Annotated in this window: 19 protein-coding genes and 1 pseudogene; 5 read left to right on the forward strand and 15 right to left on the reverse strand. The window is 54.5% G+C overall.

Annotated elements, in window-relative coordinates; all coding sequences use genetic code 11:
• Positions 1 to 8: 8 nt before the first annotated feature.
• The gene (locus tag EPD59_RS17630) at positions 9 to 494 is read right to left on the reverse strand and encodes an ATP-dependent zinc protease family protein (RefSeq protein WP_133273937.1); all 486 of its coding nucleotides are present in this window, start codon (positions 492 to 494) and stop codon (positions 9 to 11) included.
• Between the two features lie 235 nt (positions 495 to 729).
• Here EPD59_RS17630 and EPD59_RS17635 point away from each other — a divergent pair, with 235 nt between their 5' ends.
• Complete coding sequence (locus EPD59_RS17635) at positions 730 to 1,314, forward strand: O-acetyl-ADP-ribose deacetylase (protein WP_133273938.1); 585 nt, start codon at positions 730 to 732, stop codon at positions 1,312 to 1,314.
• On the opposite strand, the gene EPD59_RS17640 is transcribed toward EPD59_RS17635, so the two are convergent.
• The 4 genes from EPD59_RS17640 to cmk form a co-directional block, all read right to left on the reverse strand.
• A complete protein-coding gene (locus tag EPD59_RS17640) occupies positions 1,298 to 2,098 on the reverse strand; it encodes an alpha/beta fold hydrolase (protein ID WP_165963651.1) in 801 nt (266 codons plus the stop codon). The two genes, EPD59_RS17635 and EPD59_RS17640, sit on opposite strands and share 17 nt — an antisense overlap.
• 85 nt (positions 2,099 to 2,183) lie before the next feature.
• Positions 2,184 to 2,732 carry a DUF502 domain-containing protein gene (locus EPD59_RS17645; protein ID WP_133273940.1) on the reverse strand — a complete coding sequence of 183 codons (549 nt, stop codon included), beginning with the start codon at positions 2,730 to 2,732 and terminating at the stop codon, positions 2,184 to 2,186.
• 83 nt (positions 2,733 to 2,815) lie between these two features.
• Positions 2,816 to 3,700, reverse strand: coding sequence for a 4-hydroxy-3-methylbut-2-enyl diphosphate reductase (locus EPD59_RS17650; RefSeq protein ID WP_133273941.1), 885 nt, complete (start codon positions 3,698 to 3,700; stop codon positions 2,816 to 2,818).
• A gap of 209 nt (positions 3,701 to 3,909) precedes the next feature.
• The gene (gene cmk, locus EPD59_RS17655; RefSeq protein WP_133273942.1) at positions 3,910 to 4,656 is read right to left on the reverse strand and encodes a (d)CMP kinase; all 747 of its coding nucleotides are present in this window, start codon (positions 4,654 to 4,656) and stop codon (positions 3,910 to 3,912) included.
• A gap of 89 nt (positions 4,657 to 4,745) precedes the next feature.
• On the opposite strand from cmk, the gene EPD59_RS17660 reads away from it, so the two are divergent.
• Entirely contained in the window at positions 4,746 to 4,994 is a 249-nt protein-coding gene (locus EPD59_RS17660; RefSeq protein ID WP_133273943.1) for a hypothetical protein, read from the forward strand.
• A gap of 195 nt (positions 4,995 to 5,189) precedes the next feature.
• Here EPD59_RS17660 and EPD59_RS17665 read toward each other — a convergent pair whose 3' ends face one another.
• Together EPD59_RS17665 and EPD59_RS21690 are read right to left on the reverse strand one after the other, a co-directional pair.
• Complete coding sequence (locus tag EPD59_RS17665) at positions 5,190 to 5,534, reverse strand: hypothetical protein (protein ID WP_133273944.1); 345 nt, start codon at positions 5,532 to 5,534, stop codon at positions 5,190 to 5,192.
• 111 nt (positions 5,535 to 5,645) lie between these two features.
• On the reverse strand, positions 5,646 to 5,807 hold the full coding sequence (locus tag EPD59_RS21690) for a hypothetical protein (protein ID WP_165963652.1): 162 nt from the start codon (positions 5,805 to 5,807) through the stop codon (positions 5,646 to 5,648).
• 96 nt (positions 5,808 to 5,903) lie between these two features.
• Here EPD59_RS21690 and ade point away from each other — a divergent pair, with 96 nt between their 5' ends.
• Positions 5,904 to 7,571, forward strand: a complete 1,668-nt coding sequence (ade, locus tag EPD59_RS17670) for an adenine deaminase (protein WP_133273945.1) — start codon at positions 5,904 to 5,906, stop codon at positions 7,569 to 7,571.
• A gap of 199 nt (positions 7,572 to 7,770) precedes the next feature.
• Here ade and EPD59_RS17675 read toward each other — a convergent pair whose 3' ends face one another.
• Positions 7,771 to 8,202, reverse strand: a complete 432-nt coding sequence (locus EPD59_RS17675) for a response regulator (protein ID WP_133273946.1) — start codon at positions 8,200 to 8,202, stop codon at positions 7,771 to 7,773.
• A gap of 66 nt (positions 8,203 to 8,268) precedes the next feature.
• A pseudogene (locus tag EPD59_RS17680) lies at positions 8,269 to 9,243 on the reverse strand (PLP-dependent cysteine synthase family protein); the annotation flags it as partial.
• A 301-nt stretch (positions 9,244 to 9,544) separates the two neighbouring features.
• Here EPD59_RS17680 and sucD point away from each other — a divergent pair.
• Positions 9,545 to 10,438, forward strand: a complete 894-nt coding sequence (gene sucD, locus EPD59_RS17685; RefSeq protein WP_133273948.1) for a succinate--CoA ligase subunit alpha — start codon at positions 9,545 to 9,547, stop codon at positions 10,436 to 10,438.
• Between the two features lie 71 nt (positions 10,439 to 10,509).
• Here the strand turns inward: sucD and EPD59_RS17690 are convergent, their stop codons facing one another.
• Positions 10,510 to 11,406 (reverse strand): hypothetical protein, encoded by an 897-nt coding sequence (locus EPD59_RS17690; RefSeq protein ID WP_133273949.1) that lies wholly within the window; start codon positions 11,404 to 11,406, stop codon positions 10,510 to 10,512.
• Positions 11,407 to 11,409: 3 nt separating this feature from the next.
• On the opposite strand from EPD59_RS17690, the gene EPD59_RS17695 reads away from it, so the two are divergent.
• Positions 11,410 to 12,807, forward strand: coding sequence for a mercuric reductase (locus tag EPD59_RS17695; protein ID WP_133273950.1), 1,398 nt, complete (start codon positions 11,410 to 11,412; stop codon positions 12,805 to 12,807).
• 45 nt (positions 12,808 to 12,852) lie between these two features.
• Here the strand turns inward: EPD59_RS17695 and EPD59_RS17700 are convergent, their stop codons facing one another.
• From EPD59_RS17700 to allE, 5 genes are all read right to left on the reverse strand, one after another.
• A complete protein-coding gene (locus EPD59_RS17700; protein WP_133273951.1) occupies positions 12,853 to 14,985 on the reverse strand; it encodes an ATP-binding protein in 2,133 nt (710 codons plus the stop codon).
• 179 nt (positions 14,986 to 15,164) lie between these two features.
• Positions 15,165 to 16,601 carry a DUF6986 family protein gene (locus EPD59_RS17705; RefSeq protein WP_133273952.1) on the reverse strand — a complete coding sequence of 479 codons (1,437 nt, stop codon included), beginning with the start codon at positions 16,599 to 16,601 and terminating at the stop codon, positions 15,165 to 15,167.
• Positions 16,602 to 16,650: 49 nt separating this feature from the next.
• Positions 16,651 to 16,989, reverse strand: a complete 339-nt coding sequence (uraH, locus tag EPD59_RS17710; protein WP_133273953.1) for a hydroxyisourate hydrolase — start codon at positions 16,987 to 16,989, stop codon at positions 16,651 to 16,653.
• Positions 16,986 to 17,492, reverse strand: a complete 507-nt coding sequence (gene uraD, locus EPD59_RS17715; protein ID WP_133273954.1) for a 2-oxo-4-hydroxy-4-carboxy-5-ureidoimidazoline decarboxylase — start codon at positions 17,490 to 17,492, stop codon at positions 16,986 to 16,988. The genes uraH and uraD overlap by 4 nt, the downstream gene beginning before the upstream one ends.
• A gap of 151 nt (positions 17,493 to 17,643) precedes the next feature.
• Positions 17,644 to 18,390, reverse strand: coding sequence for a (S)-ureidoglycine aminohydrolase (gene allE, locus EPD59_RS17720; RefSeq protein ID WP_133273955.1), 747 nt, complete (start codon positions 18,388 to 18,390; stop codon positions 17,644 to 17,646).
• Between the last annotated feature and the right edge of the window lie 6 nt (positions 18,391 to 18,396).

Consider the following 18,396-nt stretch of genomic DNA (forward strand, 5'->3'; position numbering starts at 1 on the left):
GGGAAACCCTAATCAATCTGAGGCCGCGGATGTTTGGCCGCAGCCTGACTTTTATACGACAAATGTAGGCGAGCCACATCAACTACCAGTTGTGCTTTGCGCAACAAGGCCCGTCCGATGAGCACAGGGTAGCGCATATCGGAGCGGTCAGACAGGGAGAATTCGGCGGAAATATCTTCACCAAATAACTGAATAACTGTCTGAATAACATAGCGTTCCTGCACTTCCCCGTTCGAGCTTTTGATGTCGCGCAGGGAGAAGTTGGCGAACTGCAACGGCCGGCCATTAAAATTTGGATGCGAGGGGTCGAGCAGCTGCACGCAGAGCAGTTCGCGCCCGTCGGGCAGAGTTTCGATGTGAATATTGGAGCAGTGAATGGCACCCGTGTAGGCGCCCGTATCCACCTTCGCTTCTACCCCACGCAACTTAAACTGGGGAAAGTCAACCAACTCCCGCCGCCCCACTACTCGCTTTGGAACCCGCTTTTTTATCATCGTAGAGGCAATATAAGGGAAGCAACGGGTTTGCAGCCACCAAGAGCGCATCGCTAGCAAAAATGTAAGTCAGCGGCCTTCACCCTAATGGAGTAAAGAAGAAGCGTGGGCAGAATTAAATGCAGCTAACGTTTTTTGTAACGGGTTGGGGGGCTTTTTAGCGTGAACCCTAGACACATCCTACCGTTCCCACAGAATGGAGCGTGTTCTTCAAGCGTCTATTTCCAATTTTCTTATGCCGAATCAATCTCTTAACAGCTCATGGCGCGCCCAAGCCCAATCATTTGGCCGCATTTTATTATACCAAGGTGACATTACTATCCTCGACACTGATGCTATCGTAAATGCCGCCAACTCCTCCCTGCTCGGCGGCGGTGGCGTAGATGGCGCTATTCATCGCGCTGGCGGCCCTCAAATTCTGGAAGAATGCCGCCGCTTGCGAGCTGGTCACTACGGCAAAGGATTGCGCACAGGAGAGGCAGTGATTACCACGGGTGGCCGCCTGTCTGCTAAGCACATCATTCATACTGTTGGGCCAGTTTGGAACGGTGGGCACAAGCAAGAGCCCGAGTTACTAGCCAACTGCTACCGCAATAGTCTGCGTGTTGCCGCCGAGAATGGACTACATAGTATCGCTTTCCCGGGCATTAGCACCGGCATTTATGGGTATCCAAAGCCCGAAGCTACTACCATTGCCGTGCGCGAGGTGCTGGCCTTTTTGGAAGCTCATGCGCAGCCAGCAGAAGTCGTATTTGTGGTGTTCGACGCGGAGAACAAGCGACTTTATGAGCGCGAACTAACGGCTAAGACGTCGGCGTAATGACTTCCGGATGGCGACGCAGATACGCGGCCACGTCGTAAATGAGTCCCGCGTGGCCCGTATCGAGGAGGACAGTGCGTGCCTGCTGCAACGAGCCAATAAAGCGTTGCAAACCAGCATGCGGAATCACCCGGTCGTATTTTCCCAGAAAAAAGGTGACTTGCACCTGATGCTCGTTCAGGATATGAGCTAGGTCTTTTAGGCTGAACACCAGCAGCCGAAAGCCGACCCAGCTTCGGTACACGCGCAGGCGTTTTTCGCGGCTCTCAAGCTGCCATTCAGCAAAGCGTATCAGGTTGGTGTCCACAACGCGGCGCTCCCCCAACACATTCAGAAAGCGCAGCAGGCGCTGCGGACGCAGCACAGCCCGGCCCAGCACCCCGCGCATCCATGGCGGATAGGTAGCCAGCGAATACCAGAACTGACGTTGGAGGCCGTCGGGGGCAATAAGCCAGATTTTCTCTACTCTACCCGGAAAGTGCTCGACGGCCGTAAGCGCAAATTTGGCCCCCATGCTAAAGGCAAGTAGGCTGAACTTCTCAATCTTATGATCGATCAGAAAGTGCGCAAGCAGCTCACCGAGGCGCTTTTTGGTTAGTGGCGCATCTGCTTTAGCCAGCCGACTATTGCCGTGATAAAACAGATCAAACGAATAAATAGTGGCCCTATCGCCCAGCACGGCGGCTATGCTACGCCAGTGGCCTTCGCTCTGCCCGTAGCCGTGGAAAGCCAGCACCACCCGCGGGCCAGTGCCATAGGTTCGATAATGCAAGAGTGTCTTCACGGGCAGCTGCTAACCTGATAATTACAAGATTAGCCTATACGGCTTTTGACATCAGGAAGAAGGACTTGTGGTTATCCGGTGAATTTTACAGCCGCGAAACGCCCCCCGATACCACAAACTTCATTACCTCACTGCTGGGTAGCTCCAGGAAAGTGACATTCTCTTTGGGCACCAGGAATAGCTCGCCGGAAAAGTTGTAGGAGTGTGGGCAGTACACGGCTACTAAGTCGGGGCGGTTGGCGGGCTCCATGTTTTCCTGCGTGACAAACCCCATTTTGAAAATCTTGGCTTCCTGATTTACACACATGACAACAGGGCAGTTGAACTTCTGATTATCGCCCACAAAGGCATCAAACAGGTCTTTAAGGCTGGAATAAATGATGCTTACTAGGGGTGTGCGGTGCAGCACTCGCTCGGCAATAATCAGGAAGGGCCGCACCATGAAAGACTTAGCGACAAAGCCCACAATGGTCAGGAGCACAATGGCGGTCAGCAAGCCCATGCCGGGAGGCACATTGTCCATGCGGAACAGGCTATCGAGCCACCGAATGGTGGCAAATAGAATGTAGATGGTGAGGCCAACTGGCGCCACAATCAGAAAGCCATTGAGGAAGTAGTTGAAGAGTTTGCGCATACGGCAGCAGAGGTAAACAAAAATGCCCGACCAGAAACCGGCCGGGCAAATAACGATGATGTTGAACAGAAATCCGTGCGGTGCTATACGGCCTCCAAAGCTACTTGCTCGATGCGGGCGGCTACGCGCTGCATCAGCCACATTGGCGTGCTGGTAGCCCCACATATCCCGACAGAATTGGCCCCCACAAACCATTCATCATTAATATCCTGATCATTTTCGATGAAGTAACTCCGCGGATTCGTCTGGTTAACCACCGAAAACAGTGCTTTGCCATTGGAGCTTTTACGGCCGCTTACAAACACGATTACATCGTGTTCCACGGCGAACTTTGCTAGTGCGGGCTCGCGGTTGCTTACCTGACGGCAAATACTGTCGTTGGCGTCGAAGCTGTCCAAGCTACCCCCAGCGGCAGCAATGCGGTCTTCAATTAGCTGCTTCATGCGGTAGAAGCCGGCGGTGCTCTTCGTCGTTTGGCTAAACAGCGTAACGGGGCGAGCGAAGTCAATCTGGTCGAGGTCAGCTTCGGTCATCACAATCAGGGCACGGTTGCCGGTTTGGCCAGCTAAGCCAGTAACTTCGGCATGACCCGGCTGTCCGTAAATGACAATCTGACCTTCCTGCCGCTGGCTTACATCATAGGCATGCTTTACGCGGTTTTGCAGCTTCAGCACCACAGGGCACGAAGCATCGATCAATTCCAGGTTATTGCGCAGGGCCAGTTCGTAGGTCTCCGGTGGCTCTCCGTGGGCTCGTATCAGTACTTTACTATCGTGTATCTGCTGAAGCTGTTCGCGGTCGATGATGCGCAGGCCGCGTTGGTGCAGACGCTCCACTTCCATGCGGTTGTGCACAATATCGCCCAAGCAATATAAAGTCGATTCGTTCTCTAGCTCATCCTCGGCCATCTGAATGGCGAACTCAACGCCAAAACAATAGCCGGAATTTTTATCGATAGTGATGTTCATGACAGGGAAAATATTTCGGCAGTTGTAGCTGCAACTTTAGTGCCCTAACTGGTCGCCGATAGCACCAGACCTCGTTCATCTTTTTGGCATTTAGCCGGGTAAACTCATGCGTAATACGAAGATGAGCACAAAAAAATGCCCCCCAAAACGATATAGTTTGCCCTAACCCGACTTACAGGCCCACGGAGCCCTTATTACCCCAATACCTTTTAGGTATGACGGACCGTGGGGGGCATTTTTTCGTCGTTGGGCACGGCTAAGTCGCCAACTGCGGCCAGCGAAAATAGCGTAGCTGAGACGCGCTCCAGCACGAAATCTACCTGCTCATCAATGGTAATATGCGTGGTATCGAGCATGATGGCATCGGCAGCGCGGCGCAATGGACTTTCGGCGCGGGTCGAGTCGATGTGGTCGCGCTTGGTGAGGTTGTCAATAATAGCTTCGACCTCCACATGCTCACCATTCATAGCCAACTCCTCCTGCCGACGTAGCGCCCGCACGCGGGTTTCGGCGGTCATAAACACCTTTACTTCCGCATCCGGGAACACCGTGGTGCCAATGTCGCGGCCGTCCATCACTACTCCGCGCTTGCGGCCCATGCGCTGCTGCTGACTGACCATAGCGTGGCGCACGGCCGGTATCACCGACACCTCACTTACGGAGTTAGAGATAACCATCTGACGAATCTCATCTTCGCGGATTTCGCCGTCCAGACACAATTCGTTTCGCCCCGTGCGGCGGTTGCGCTTAAACGAGATGTGCATATCGTGCAGGGCCTGCTCGATACGGGGCAAATCGTCGAACGCAATTTTATGTTCGAGCAAATACAGGGTCACGGCCCGGTACATGGCGCCCGTGTCAATGTAGGCATACCCTAACTCGGCGGCTACGGCTTTGGCGGTAGTGCTTTTACCGCACGAAGAGTAGCCGTCGATGGCAATGACGATTTTTCTCATGGGGAAGTCGTTCGGCGCGGGGGCAAGGGGACGGGAATCCAGGTTCGACGACGTGGTATGGCAGCCGCGGCTAAGCGGGTGGGCACAGAGTGGAAGAATACCATTACGGACTCAACCGCACCATGCACCAATTGCCGCTCCACGTAGCTGAACGGATTGATAAAGGTACAACCAGCTATCTGTACGCCGACCAGCCCAGAGGCGTCGCGGTGCCAGTGGCCCCCAAAGCTACGGATTATGCACTCCCCCAAAAAGCACCCCAGCGCATTTACTACTCCGGGCTGAGCTTCATGGCTAATGCTACTGCGCTCACGATCAATAAATTCGGTGAGCGTTGACACCGCTACTTCGTCAAAAGAAGGGATGTTTAAATTTTGCCGCACGGCTTCGGCGGCGCTTCGTAGTTCTTCCATCGTAGAAAAAACGCAGCATCCGGTAACTGACGCAAGTAAGGTTCAAAATGAAAACTACCGGATTAGTTAAGTTTTAAACTTACAACAGAAGAAAATAATATTTCAGGGAAAATATAGTAATTAAATCCAATTTTTGCGCGGTGCTTCCGCCTCCAAGCGGGCCGGAATCTGCTCAAAAAATGTCACTACCGAATTAGCTAGGCCACTGTTTAACTGTTGCCCTACGCGATAAAAAGGATTTAGAAATAGCTTCTCGCGCAAGCCGATGCCCGTGGTTCCGTCTGGCCCGGTGGCCCACTCGCCCTGGTAGGTTTGCACGATGCACTCACCCAGAAAGCAACCTAAAGCATTGATCACACCTTCCCGGCTCGCCTCAGGCAATTGCGCCCGCTGTCCTTCAATAAAGTCGGAAAGGCGCTGTACCCCGGCGGCGTCGAAGCCATTGACCTGCAATTGTTGGCGCACGGCATCGGCGGCTGCGCGGAGGGCGGTGAGAGGGTTTTGCTCGGGGGCATTTTCAGATGTAAGTAAAGCGGAATAAGCCGTTCAGCCTATTAGCTGAGTGGGCGATATGCATTAGCAGTCGTGTGTGGGGCAGGGCATACGGCCGCCTTTGCTCTGGCGCTTAAAGGCTTTGGTTTTCTTCTGTTGGGCTGTGCGCTGGGCGCAACCAGCCATGGGAGCCACGGCAGAACCAGTCAGCACTGCCGCCAGCAACAAGGTCATTATCTTTCTCACGAGACGAATTTGGCAGGTATAATTAACCAAATATAAGGTTCTTTACCCGTCCGCCGGCCTGGGGGGCAAATTCTCAATCCTTACCTTTTCCGCCTTATGCCCGCCGAATTCAGCCTGCGCGCCAACGTCGTTAATCTGTTTGCTAACACCATTACTCCGGCTACCATTTACGTGGCTGGGGGGCAAATTCAGCGCATTGAACCCCTCTCCTCTCCCGTTCCTGATCCGGCGCTGCCATATGCGTTGCCGGGGTTTGTGGATGCTCATGTGCACGTGGAAAGCTCCCTGCTCGTGCCCGCCGAGTTTGCCCGCCTAGCGGTGGTACATGGCACCGTAGCCACCGTCTCCGATCCGCACGAAATCGGGAATGTGCTCGGCACTGCGGGCGTGGAATATATGCTGGCGAGTGGGCGCACCGTGCCGTTTAAATTTTGCTTCGGCGCCCCTTCCTGCGTGCCCGCTACACCTTTCGAAACGGCTGGGGCTGTTATATCGGCTCAGGATATTGAGCAGCTATTTCAGAACCCCGAAATCGGCTATCTAGCCGAAATGATGAACTGGCCCGGCGTGCTGCACAACGACCCTGATGTAGCAGCCAAAATTGGCTTGGCCCAGCGCTACGGTCGCCCCGTAGACGGCCACGCACCCGGCTTGCGCGGCCAGGATGCCCAGCGCTACGCCGCAGCCGGCATCAGCACCGATCATGAGTGCTTCACCGCTGATGAAGCTCGCGACAAGCTGGCCGTGGGCATGAAGATTCTTATCCGGGAAGGCTCCGCGGCCCGCAATTTTGAAGCACTGATTGACCTGCTACCGGAACACCACGAGAACATGATGTTCTGTTCCGACGACAAGCACCCGGACACGCTTGTTCTAGGTCACATCAATCAGTTAGTACAGCGGGCCGTAGCGCGCGGTCAGGAGGTTCTGAAAGTACTGCGCGTAGCTTGTTTGAACCCAGTATTGCACTACAACTTGCCCGTAGGTTTGCTGCGCGAGGGCGATTCCGCCGACTTTATCGTGGTCGATGACTTAACTGATTTCCGAGTGCGCCAAACGTATGTGGGGGGCAAATTGGTAGCCGAAAACGGCCAAACGCTTATTCCCGCCGCGCCGGTTGCTGTTGTTAATAACTTCCACGCGCAGCTTTTCACAGCTGAAGATTTTCAAGTGACTGCGCCTCAAAAAGCCCCCCAGGCACAGCAAACCGAGATTCGCGTGATTGAGTGCTTCGACGGTCAGCTTATCACCGCCCGCCACGACTTACCCGCCAACGTTGAAAATGGCCTTGTCGTGCCCGACGTAGCACACGACATACTAAAGCTCACTGTTGTAAACCGTTATGAAGTTGCGCCGCCAGCGGTAGCCTTTATCACAGGCTTTGGTTTGAAGCGTGGCGCCTTGGCCTCCAGTGTCGGCCACGATTCGCACAATATTACCGCAGTCGGCACCGATGATGAGAGTATTGCCCGAGCAGTAAACTTGGTTATCGAAGCAAAAGGCGGGCTGGCGGCTGTGGGGGGCAATTTGGAGGAAATACTCCTCCCTTTACCCGTAGCTGGCCTCATGTCCGATCAGGATGGCTACCGGGTAGCCGAAGCGTATGCTGCCGTCGATGCACTGGCCAAAGAGTTAGGCTCACCGCTGGCCGCGCCCTTTATGACCTTGTCCTTCATGGCTTTGCTAGTAATTCCCAGCCTGAAGCTCAGCGACAAAGGCTTATTTGATGGGGAGGCTTTCCAGTTTGTGGAAGCCGTGGTATAAAGGCTAACACTACAACCCTAGGCCGTCATGCAGAGCGGAAGCGAAGCATCTCGCGTGCTGACACAGGATTAGTAATCATGATACCGCGAGCGAGATGCTTCGCTCCCGCTCTGCATGACGGCCTAACTTATATAAATGGAAACAAAAAAGCCGCTGCACATTCGTGTAGCGGCTTTTTGTAGAATCAATACTGTAAAACTTATACCTCCGCAAAACGCTTACTCATCAGCTTGTTCAGCTTCTCCTCGGTGAGCGGCTTAGCCAAATATTCCACATCTGGATACTGCGCTACGCGAGCGGTGTCGGCGGCGTGCATGGAGGTAGTCAGTACGGCTAGTACCGTGCGCGCCTTCACTTCCTCGGGCAGAGCGCTGTAGCGTTGCAAAAACTCAAAACCATCCATGCCCGGCATCTTCAAATCAACGAAAATTAAGGCAGGCGTTTCATTGGGAATGGGATCAACAAGGTTGCGACCTTCACCCCAGAAGAAATCGTAAGCCTGCTGGGCACGGGTAAAAACTAACACGTTATCGGCCACATCGAGGCGGCTGAGCAAGCGATTGTTCAGGAAACAGGTGGTCTCGTTATCATCCACCAGCACGATATTGCGCAGCTTTTTAGTCACGGTCATAGGTCTATGTATTTCTATAAGGAGAATACTAAACCGGAAGCCGGCGATAAAGATATTTTTTCTTTACAGCCAACCTTGCTCACGCATCCAGTCGTCGTTATAAATCTTTCCTAGGTAGCGCGTGCCGTGGTCGGGGAGGATAATCACCATCGTGTCGTCTTCCTGCAAATGCTCACGAGCATACTCTAAGGCCCCGTACACCGCCGATCCGCAGGACCAGCCCACAAATAAGCCTTCTTCTTTGGCCAACCGGCGCGTCATTACGGCTGCGTCTTGGTCGGTTACTTTAATGAAAAGGTCAATCAGGTCGAAGTCGACATTCTTGGGCAGAATATCCTCTCCAATGCCTTCGGTTTTGTAAGGATAAATCTCGTTTTCATCGAAAACACCCGTCTCCTTATACTTCTTGAACACCGAGCCATAAGTATCCAAACCCACCGTAATTAGCGACGGGTTCTGCTCTTTCAGATACTTGGCCGTACCGCAAATAGTACCCCCAGTGCCAACACCGCAGGCTAAATGAGTAATCTTTCCATCCGTCTGGGCCCACAGTTCGGGGCCGGTGCTCTCGTAGTGGGCAGCCGTGTTGGAGAGGTTGTCGTACTGGTTTGGATAGAAGGAATTTGGCGTTTCCGCGTTCAGGCGGCGCGCTACGGAATAGTAGGAGCGCGGATCTTCAGGAGCTACATCCACGGGGCAGATAACTACCTCGGCGCCCACGGCGCGCAGGATATCCTGCTTTTCCTTGCTCTGCTTGTCGCTCATCACGAAAATGCACTTGTAGCCCTTCGCAATAGCAGCTAGGGCCAGGCCCATGCCGGTGTTGCCGCTAGTGCCTTCGATGATGGTGCCGCCGGGCTTGAGCAAGCCGGCTTTTTCCGCGTCCTCTACCATGCGCACGGCCATGCGGTCCTTCACAGAATTGCCCGGATTGAAGTATTCAACCTTGGCCAGCACCGTGCCTTTGATGCCGTCGGCTACTTTATTGAGTTTGACCAAGGGAGTATTGCCGATGGCTTCAACTATGTTATTCAGATACATACAGTTGGGTACGCAGAGTAGTTGGGTGGACCGCAAAGGTACGTATTTACCTTCTTAGCCCCACGCTGCAATTCACCACAACCCCATAAGCACCCCCAAATCCTGACCAAAAAAGAGCCGTAAAGCGACTTAATAAGTCTTGTGTGTTTAACAAGTAATCCCTTCCTCCTCTACCTTCCGTAAGGGAAGCGGCAGCTTGGCTTGCCTCCCCCCAAAAAAGCCTACTTTTGCGCACCGATGACTTGTTAAGTCATTCCCCATTACCACCCTATATCGCATTTTCCTCCTAACCTTTCTCCTAATGAGCGTTCTGGTCAATAAGGATTCTAAAGTGATTGTGCAGGGCTTCACGGGCTCCGAAGGCTCGTTTCATGCTCAGCAGATGATTGAATACGGCACCAACGTGGTTGGCGGCGTAACGCCCGGCAAAGGCGGCACTACCCACCTCGACCGTCCTGTGTTCAACACCGTGGCTGAAGCCGTGGAGCAAGCCGGTGCCGACACGAGCATTATTTTCGTGCCCCCAGCTTTCGCCGCCGATGCTATCATGGAAGCCGCCGACGCGGGCATCAAAGTCATCGTGACCATCACCGAAGGCATCCCGACCAAGGACATGATTGCGGTAAAGGAGTACCTGAAAGGCCGCGACGGTTTGCGCATGATTGGGCCAAACTGCCCCGGCGTAATGACCGCCGGCGAGTGCAAAGTGGGCATCATGCCCGGCTTTATCTTCACCAAAGGCAAAATCGGTATCGTGTCTAAGTCGGGCACGCTGACCTATGAGGCTGTTGACCAACTCACCAAGGCCGGCCTCGGCCAGACCACGGCTATCGGCATCGGCGGCGACCCCATCATCGGCACGACCACTAAAGAAGCGGTGGAGCTGCTCATGAACGACCCCGAAACCGAAGGCATCGTGATGATCGGTGAAATTGGTGGTGGCATGGAAGCAGAAGCTGCTCGCTGGATCAAAGAAACCGGCAACAAAAAGCCCGTGGTAGGCTTCATTGCTGGTCAAACTGCACCTCCCGGCCGTCGCATGGGCCACGCTGGTGCCATCGTAGGCGGCGCCGATGATACGGCAGCGGCCAAAATGGCCATCATGCGCGAGTGCGGCATCCACGTAGTTGACTCACCCGCTGAGATTGGCGACACGATGCTCCGCGTACTACAAGGCGAGAAAGTCACTGCATAGTTTCTCGATTACTACAACCATAAAAAAGCCCCCAGAAGATTTCTGGGGCTTTTTTATGGTTGCTTGTTGTACTACTTCTTTCCACTTTGCCCCCCGATATTCACGACCACGCCAAAATTAAATACTGAGTTAGAAGCCTTTAAATACTTCTGACTGCGCAAGCCAAACATACCACCGCTGATGAGCTGCAGTTGTACCGGACCGGCTACCTGCACGCGGGTGAAGGTGATAGGCTCAACGAAAACGTTATCCTCGGGTGTGGTAGCCACCCCATCCACGCGCAAGTCGCTTAGCTCCAGATAGCTCAGGCGCAACGCGGTGCCGTACGAAACAGGAAAGTCATTGCCGAAAAGGTGAAATGACTTCTTCTCTTTGGAGCTGTAATTTACCTGCAGGAAATACTTGTTCAAGTCGCCTTCTACCGTGCGCTCCACGGTTTTGATATCATTCTCGGTTTTGAAATCGGTGCGCTTGGTAGAGCCGGCACCGAGGCCCACATATACCTCCAGCGCGCGCTTGTCGGGCAGACGGGTGAAGTAACCGCCACCTATTTCGGCAAATCGGTGCTCCTCGGCTTTGCGTTTTTTGTCGGTATTCAGCGTCGTAAACGTGCCGATGGCCCCAATGTGCTCGCCCACGGCGTAGGCCCCTTGGATGGCAAGGTTATTATCCAGATTGGTATGAATACCGCCGCTGAATTCGCCTTTTTGGGTGAGTAAAGGCACATTCGGCGGTGGCGGAAAGTACAAGGACGTACAAGCACCCAGCCCCGGCAGAACGGCGAGCAGGGCGAGGCGGCGCAAAAATCGGTTAGCCACAAGGCGGAAGTTATTGTTAAAGGTACCCAAGCCAACAATCCGATTAGGGTATAGTCGGCTGGCAAGCTGAACCGTATAGGAATAGCTCTGGGGGGCAAAAATAGCATTGCCCCGCGCATTACTCGTCTTCTCGCTCTCTGATTTCCGCATTCTATGCCTGATTCCTATGATGTTGTGATAATTGGCTCGGGCCAAGCCGGCAATCCATTGGCTACCGCCTTGGCCGACGCCGGCCGGCGGGTGGTGCTGATCGAGGAGTATTTGCTGGGCGGCTCGTGCATAAACTATGGCTGCTCCCCCGTCAAAACGATGCTAGCCTCGGCCGAGCGCGCCCATCAAGTGCGCACTGCCGCCACCTTTGGCGTACAAAGCCATGCGCCGCACGTTGATATGGCCGCCGTGGTAGCCCGCAAAGATGAGGTCATTGGCGCGATGCGCGAAGGCGTACGCAGCAACCTCACCCAAGAGCGCCCCGGCATTACCGTACTGGCCGGGCGAGCTGTCTTTACAGGGCCCCGCAGTTTGCGCGTAGCCATGGAAAGCGGCCCCGAAAAACAGGTAACCGCGCCGCTCATCTTTATCAATACCGGCACCCGGGCTGCTATTCCGGAGGTAGAGGGCTTGGCTGAAACTGGCTTTCTCACCACCACCGAGCTACTCGATCTGAAGGAATTACCTGAGCATCTGCTGATTCTAGGTGGCGGCTATATCGGGTTGGAGTTTGGGCAAATGTTCCGGCGCTTCGGCAGCCGCGTCACCATTATCGAATCGGGCGCACAAGTGCTGGAGCATGAGGATGAAGACGTGTGCGCCACCTTGCAGGAATTGTTGGAGGCCGAGGGCGTTGCGTTTGTACTTGGTGCGGAGGCTTACCGTGCAGCCAAAGGTGCTGGGGGGCAAATTACCGTTACGGCCCGCACCCGCACTGGCGAGCGACGCCTAAGCGGCACTCACCTGCTCATTGCCACCGGCCGCACGCCCAACTCGGATAAGCTAAATCTGGCCGCCGCTGGCGTGAGGGTTGACGAGAAAGGCTACATCGAGGTAAACAGCCGCCTCCAAACCAACGTGCGCGGCGTGTATGCCCTGGGCGACGTGCACGGCGGCCCCCAGTTTACCCATCTCAGCTACGACGACTACCGCATCGTCCGCGACGCGCTGCTGGGGGGCAAATCACGCTCCGCCAAGCAGCGCCCCCTACCCTACACCGTTTTTACTGATCCGCAGCTGGGGCGTATTGGCTTGTCGGAAGAGCAGGCTCGCGAGAAAAATATTGCCTACCGCGTGGCTGTGATGCCTGTTTCAACTATAGGTCGGGCTCGCGAAACCGGCCGCCTGGGGGGCTTTTTTAAGGTAATGGTCGACGACAAAGACCAGATTATCGGAGCCGCTATTCTCTGCGCGGAAGGCGGTGAAATCATGACAATGCTGCAACTAGCCATGACGGGCAAGCTCAAATATCAAGTGCTACAGGAAATGATATTTGCGCACCCGCTGTGGGCCGAAGCACTGAATAACGCGTTTACGAAGCTGGAAAAACCAAAAAAGTAAACCCCTGAACATCCGGTCTTTACTGAATGAAAACGCCGACTAGGTTCAGAAGTAAGAGTATGATTTATCCTCCTGCTCGGCTTTACTCACGGGCAAAGACACAATCACCTCCGTGTATTTGCCCTCTTGACTTTCCACAGAGAGCGTGCCGCCGTGGCCCTTTGTTACGATATCGTAGCTGAGCGAGAGGCCCAGGCCGGTGCCTTCGCCGGCGGGCTTCGTGGTAAAAAAGGGCTGAAAGATTTTCTCCTGAATAGCCTCCGGAATGCCGATGCCATTGTCGCGCACCCGCAGCTTTACCTGCCCGTTGCGGCGGCGGGTCGTTACCAGCACCTGCGGCTGATAGCCATTCTCATGCCGGGCAGCCTGCTGGCTTACAGCATAAAAGGCATTGGTGTACAGATTCAATAATACTCGCCCAATTTCCTGGGGCACCACCGGCACTAGGCCCAAATCCGAATCGAAATTGGTGGTGAATTTGACCTCAAAGTTGGGGTCTTTGGCTCGCTGCCCGTGGTAGGCAAGCCGCAGATTCTCGTCGCAGAGGGCATTCAAGTCAGTTAACTGTCTTTCACCGGTGCTGGGACGGGCGTGTTCCATCATGCCCTGTACAATGCGGGCGGCGCGGCCTCCGTGCTCCCGGATCTTGCATAGATTTTGCGACAAGTATGCCAGCAGATCCGCCTCCAACGCTGCATCGCGGTCGGGACTTTTCTGGGCCGTTCCAAGCTCACCCACTAACTCAGCTGACACCTCGGCGAAGTTATTGACGAAGTTCAAGGGGTTCTGAATCTCGTGGGCAATACCGGCAGTAAACTCTCCCAGTGAAGCCATCTTCTCCCGCTGAATCAATTGCGATTGGGCAGCTTGTAGTTCCTCCTGCTGACGTTGAAGCTGCGCATTGGCCCGCTGCTTTTGCTGATTGTTGCGCCAGAGCAGCACGCTCAACCCGGCCACCACCGCCAAGGCCACCAGCGCCCCCACCAGCAGCAGCTTCTGCTGCTGACTTCGCTGCTGGCTCAACTGCTCATTGCGAGTCAGCAGCCGTATTTGCGATTGTTTCTTATCCAGCTCGTAGGTGTATTGCAGCGCGGCCGTTCGCCGGACAATGTCTTGGGTACTCAGGCTGTCTTTGTAAGCCGTAAACAGCGTTTGATAACGGTAAGCATCCTCGTAGCGCCCCAGTTGAGCACTGGCTTGGGCAAGTATGTCGCTGGCATCGTGTATTATTTGTTTGGTGCCGCTGCGCTGACTTGCCCGCAGGCTGGCCCGCCCATACACCATTGCACTGTCAGGGCGCCCGGTATGCAGGAAGGCGCGCGCAAATATGACTTCAATAAGCGGGATGTTACCTACATCTTCCATCTGCTTCAACCGCCGTAACCCAAGCCGCCCCACGGAAAACACTTCCGCGTAGCGTCCTAGGCGCTCATTCATCTCCGCGCTGCGCACTTGTCCGAGCGTAACTAGCCGCTCATTGCCGGCTTCATGAGCCAGGGTCATTTGCCTCTCAAAATGCTGTAGCGCTTCCAACCATTTGCTTTGAGCACCAGCCAACCTCCCCAGCCCATTCAGGCAAAACGCTGCACCTTCTTTGTCGCCTGCCTTGGTAGCCAGTAGCATACCCCGGTCTAAGTACTGTTTGGCTTTCGTGTACTCGCCCACAATCATGGATGCAAGGCCCAGTTGACTGTTTATTAAAGTCAGCCATTTCTGATTTTGCATAGTCTCCGCCAAACGCAGCCCTTCGAAACTATGGGTCATTGCTTGGGTGAAGTCGCCCTGCCCGTAGTAAACGAAGCCGAGGTTATACAAGCACGAAATCTGGTTCAGCCGGTCGTCGAGCTGGCGGAATAGCTGCTGGGCTTGGCGCGTATAGATCAGGCTCTCCTTGTAATCGCCACGGAAACGATAGTAATAGCCCAATCCCATCAGCGCCCGTGCCTCCCCCGATTTGTACGTCAACTGCCGTGAAAGCCCCAGCGCCTCCTGAAAACTCGCTAAGGCGCTGCTGGTCGTCTTTTCCTTTTCCGCAAATGCTATTAATCGATTTACTCGAATGGTGTCGGGCTGCAGATAGTTGCGTACGGGCACCTGCGGCGGCTGGGGGGCTTTATTCTGCGCACCTATACCTATCGAAAGTACGCTCAGGCAGCAGATGAACAGGAGCTTCTTCATACAGGCCAGCGCTTCGTGGGCCAATACTTACAGTACTGGCACAATCCATTACAAGATATGAATTGTACCAATACTTATAAAGACACAACAGTGTAGAAGTAGCTGCTAATTCAAGGGCTGCACACTATTTTTTGGTACTATCAAGTTGTTGAGCCAAAGAAGGAAGCACTACCCGTTAGCTACGCTTTTTGCTTGCGGCGCCCCTCCAGGATACGGAAGAAAGAGCGCGTGTTAATCTCGTCCTTCGTCAGGCCCGTAGCTGTTATTTCCTCCTCCGTAATCGCCCCACAGTTTAGCGCCTTCAGGAAGAAGTTTAGTAAGCCCTGGCCGGTAGCCGCATCATCGAAGATGTCGCCGGTGAGCGTGGAAATGGCCGCTCGCTCCACGAAGCTTTTCAGGCGAAACACGGCGTCTTCGTAGCTGCTCAGGAAGAAGGCATACGTAGCTGCGTAGCGCATCGGGAGTTGCGCCGGATTTAGGTCCCAGCCTTGGTACAGGCCATTGATGAGGGAGTGCGTGGTGTGGTGAAAGCCTTGTCGCCAGGCGTTGTGCACTGATTCGCGGTTTTCTTTTTGCTGCTCAAACGTCAGGTTTTCGCCTCTGTGCGGACCGATGGGCATTACATTAGTGGCGCCATCAGAGAGAAAAATACCGGTGCCGCCCAGCGCTACTTTGGTCATGTGGTGGGCAAAGTCGCAGACGGGGTGCGCCATGGTCTGGTAGCGGGCCGTGATGCCAGCCGAAGCCGTGTAATCATAAGTGCCGAAGTGGGCGGCAACGCAGCGGCCTTCGCTAGCCCGGATGATGCGCATCAGTGGGTTGCGGCCTTCCTCATCCATAATGATTTGGGTGGCCTCTACCATCGTTTCCATCTGGAGGGTTCCGGGGGGCAAATTGTTTGCCTTTTCCAGAATTTCGAACAGGCGCACCATCGTCGTCATCTGCTCCGGAATGGTCACCTTTGGCAGCATCACCACAAAGTTGTCGGGCAGCTTACCGCCGGTTTTTTCCAGCAACGTCGTCAGAAAAATATCCAGCGTCCGAACACCGCGCTGCTTCAAATCCTCGGTGAAGGGCTTGATGCGAATACCGATGAACGGCGACAAGGTACGGTTCTGCATCCCGATGGCTACTTCATTGGCGGCTTGCACGGCCGTGGCATCTTCTTCCGCGTCGGGGCGGTTGCCGAAGCCGTCTTCAAAATCAATCCGAAAGTCCTCAACGGGTTCGGCCTTGAGCTTGGCGATGATCTTATCATACACCGAGTACGCCAGCCAGGCCATTTCCTTTTTGCGATCTTCCGGCGACAAAGCATCTAGCTTGGCAGTTAGCTCCGCAATGTCTTTCCCCGATTTTGGTAGGTGCTCGTAGCCTTTGAGCTGAAGCACGTTGGCCAGCTCCACAAAGTTAGGCGCGTAGGTGCGGAGGTTGTTCAGGGCAATGTCGCCCATGCGCACGCAGGTATCCGATTTGAACAAGTTGGCGCCGCCGTACACCGTGTGCACTGGTTGCCGATCAGGCTTGTCGCCGGGATAAGTTTGCTGAAACTTAAGGTTAGCGACGCCGAGCTGATGGAGCAGCTGCTCTTTATCGGAGTCTTGTATGCTGAGCTTCATATGCGTGGGGGGCAAATTTGGATGGGATGGGAACAGCCGGTTTTCAGCTTCAGGAACCGCGGTAGGTGGAGTAGCCAAAGGGGTTCAACAGCAGCGGCACGTGGTAGTGCTCCGGTGCAGTAACAGCAAAGACAATTTCCACGAAAGGATAGAAAGCGGTAGTTGCGTGCTGGTCGAAGTATTCTTGGGTGAAGAACTTTAGCTTATAGATTCCTCGCGCCAACAACTCCCCTTGCGGCAGCAAATCCGCAACGCGACCATCCAGGTTAGTTGTGCTGCGAGCCAGTTCGTGCCACGTTTCCGCCTGCTGGCTGTAAAGCGCAATAGCTACGCCCTGAGCCGGTTTGCCTCGGGTGGTATCGAGAATATGGGTGGTGATCTGGCTCATGTTGCTAACAGCTTTTCCAGCCTAATGTGAGTGATTTTTGCTTGTTCGCCCATGGCGATTTTTATCTCCTCATCGGGCTCATTGGGAAGCCTGGCTTGCAGCAGGGCTAGCATTTCCTCCGCCGATTTGCCCGTGGCGCAGACGATGAAAATATAGCCGAATTTCTCCTCGTAACGGGTATTTCCTTCGGCCAACGCTTCGAGCACTGCTTGGGAAGAATGTTGCACTGCCGCCTGCTCGCCAGCGGCCCAGGCGCTAGTGCTGGCAAACTTTTCCTTCAACGAGTTGATATCCCCAATCTTCGGGTGATGGGTAAACGCCTCCCGCCAATCGGGCTCCGAAAGGCCGTACCAAATACTGTCAGCCTTCCTGAGCAATGTTCCCTTATCCGGCACTGGGAAAATGTGGGTCATGGCTTCCACCCAGGCCGTGCTGCCGCAGCATTTACGGAGCGCTTCGCTTAGCGTGGGTTTCGGTAAAGCGTTAAGTTCGGGTAGGGTCATTCCGGATCAAGTTATCTAAACCTAAAGACGGTCATGCAGAGCGGAGCGAAGCATCTCGCGTGCTGATGCAGGATTACCATTCTTACACGCGAGATGCTTCGCTGCGCTCTGCATGACGGTTTGAGCAAGGTCTCTTTGAAAAAATAATCAACTACACCACGGTCGGGAAGCGATTGACGTTTTTGTAGTAGATATACACGGCGGGCTCCTTGCCCATGGCCGTGAACCATTGCTGGCAGTAAGGAGCCATCCAGATGGAGTCGCCTTTCTTGATGGGGTACCATTCGTGGTCGAGCATGTAGATGCCCTGGCCTTGAAGATAGAGAAGGCCGTGCTCCATGATGTGGGTTTCGACCATGGGCAAATTGCCCCCCGTCTGGTAGGTGAAGATGTTCACGGCCATGTCGAAGCTGAGGTGGTCGGGAAGCAGTACTTGGATGCGCAGAGCCTCATCGTTCATGTAGATGGGCGCCTTCGTGTCGTCCTTCTCGCCGAACAGAACGCCGGGTACCGCGTGGCCTTCCAGCGGCTCGTAAACTTTGTGAAAGGTGAGAATCTGAGTGCCAACTGTGGGATTTTCGAAACGGTATGCCTTACCGATGGGCACATACACGAACTCGCCGGTACTGAGCGTCCGATCTTGGCCATCGACACTGACCTGAATCTGGCCTTCCACCACGTAAAAGAAAATCTGCGACGCCTGCGTTTTGCCCACTAATTGCCCCCCAGCCTGCAACGTAACCAACGTTTGGCAAAGCCGAGCCCCCATCTGCTCGTTGATAATCACATTCACGGTACAGCCCGTCCAGCCCGGCACGTTGCTGTTGATGTAGCCATCAGGACTGATAACGGCATGATTGCGCTTGACGACGGAGCGGGTTAAGGCAGAAATTTCCATAGGGAA

The sequence above is a fragment of the Hymenobacter radiodurans genome (assembly GCF_004355185.1).
GTDB lineage: Bacteria > Bacteroidota > Bacteroidia > Cytophagales > Hymenobacteraceae > Hymenobacter > Hymenobacter radiodurans.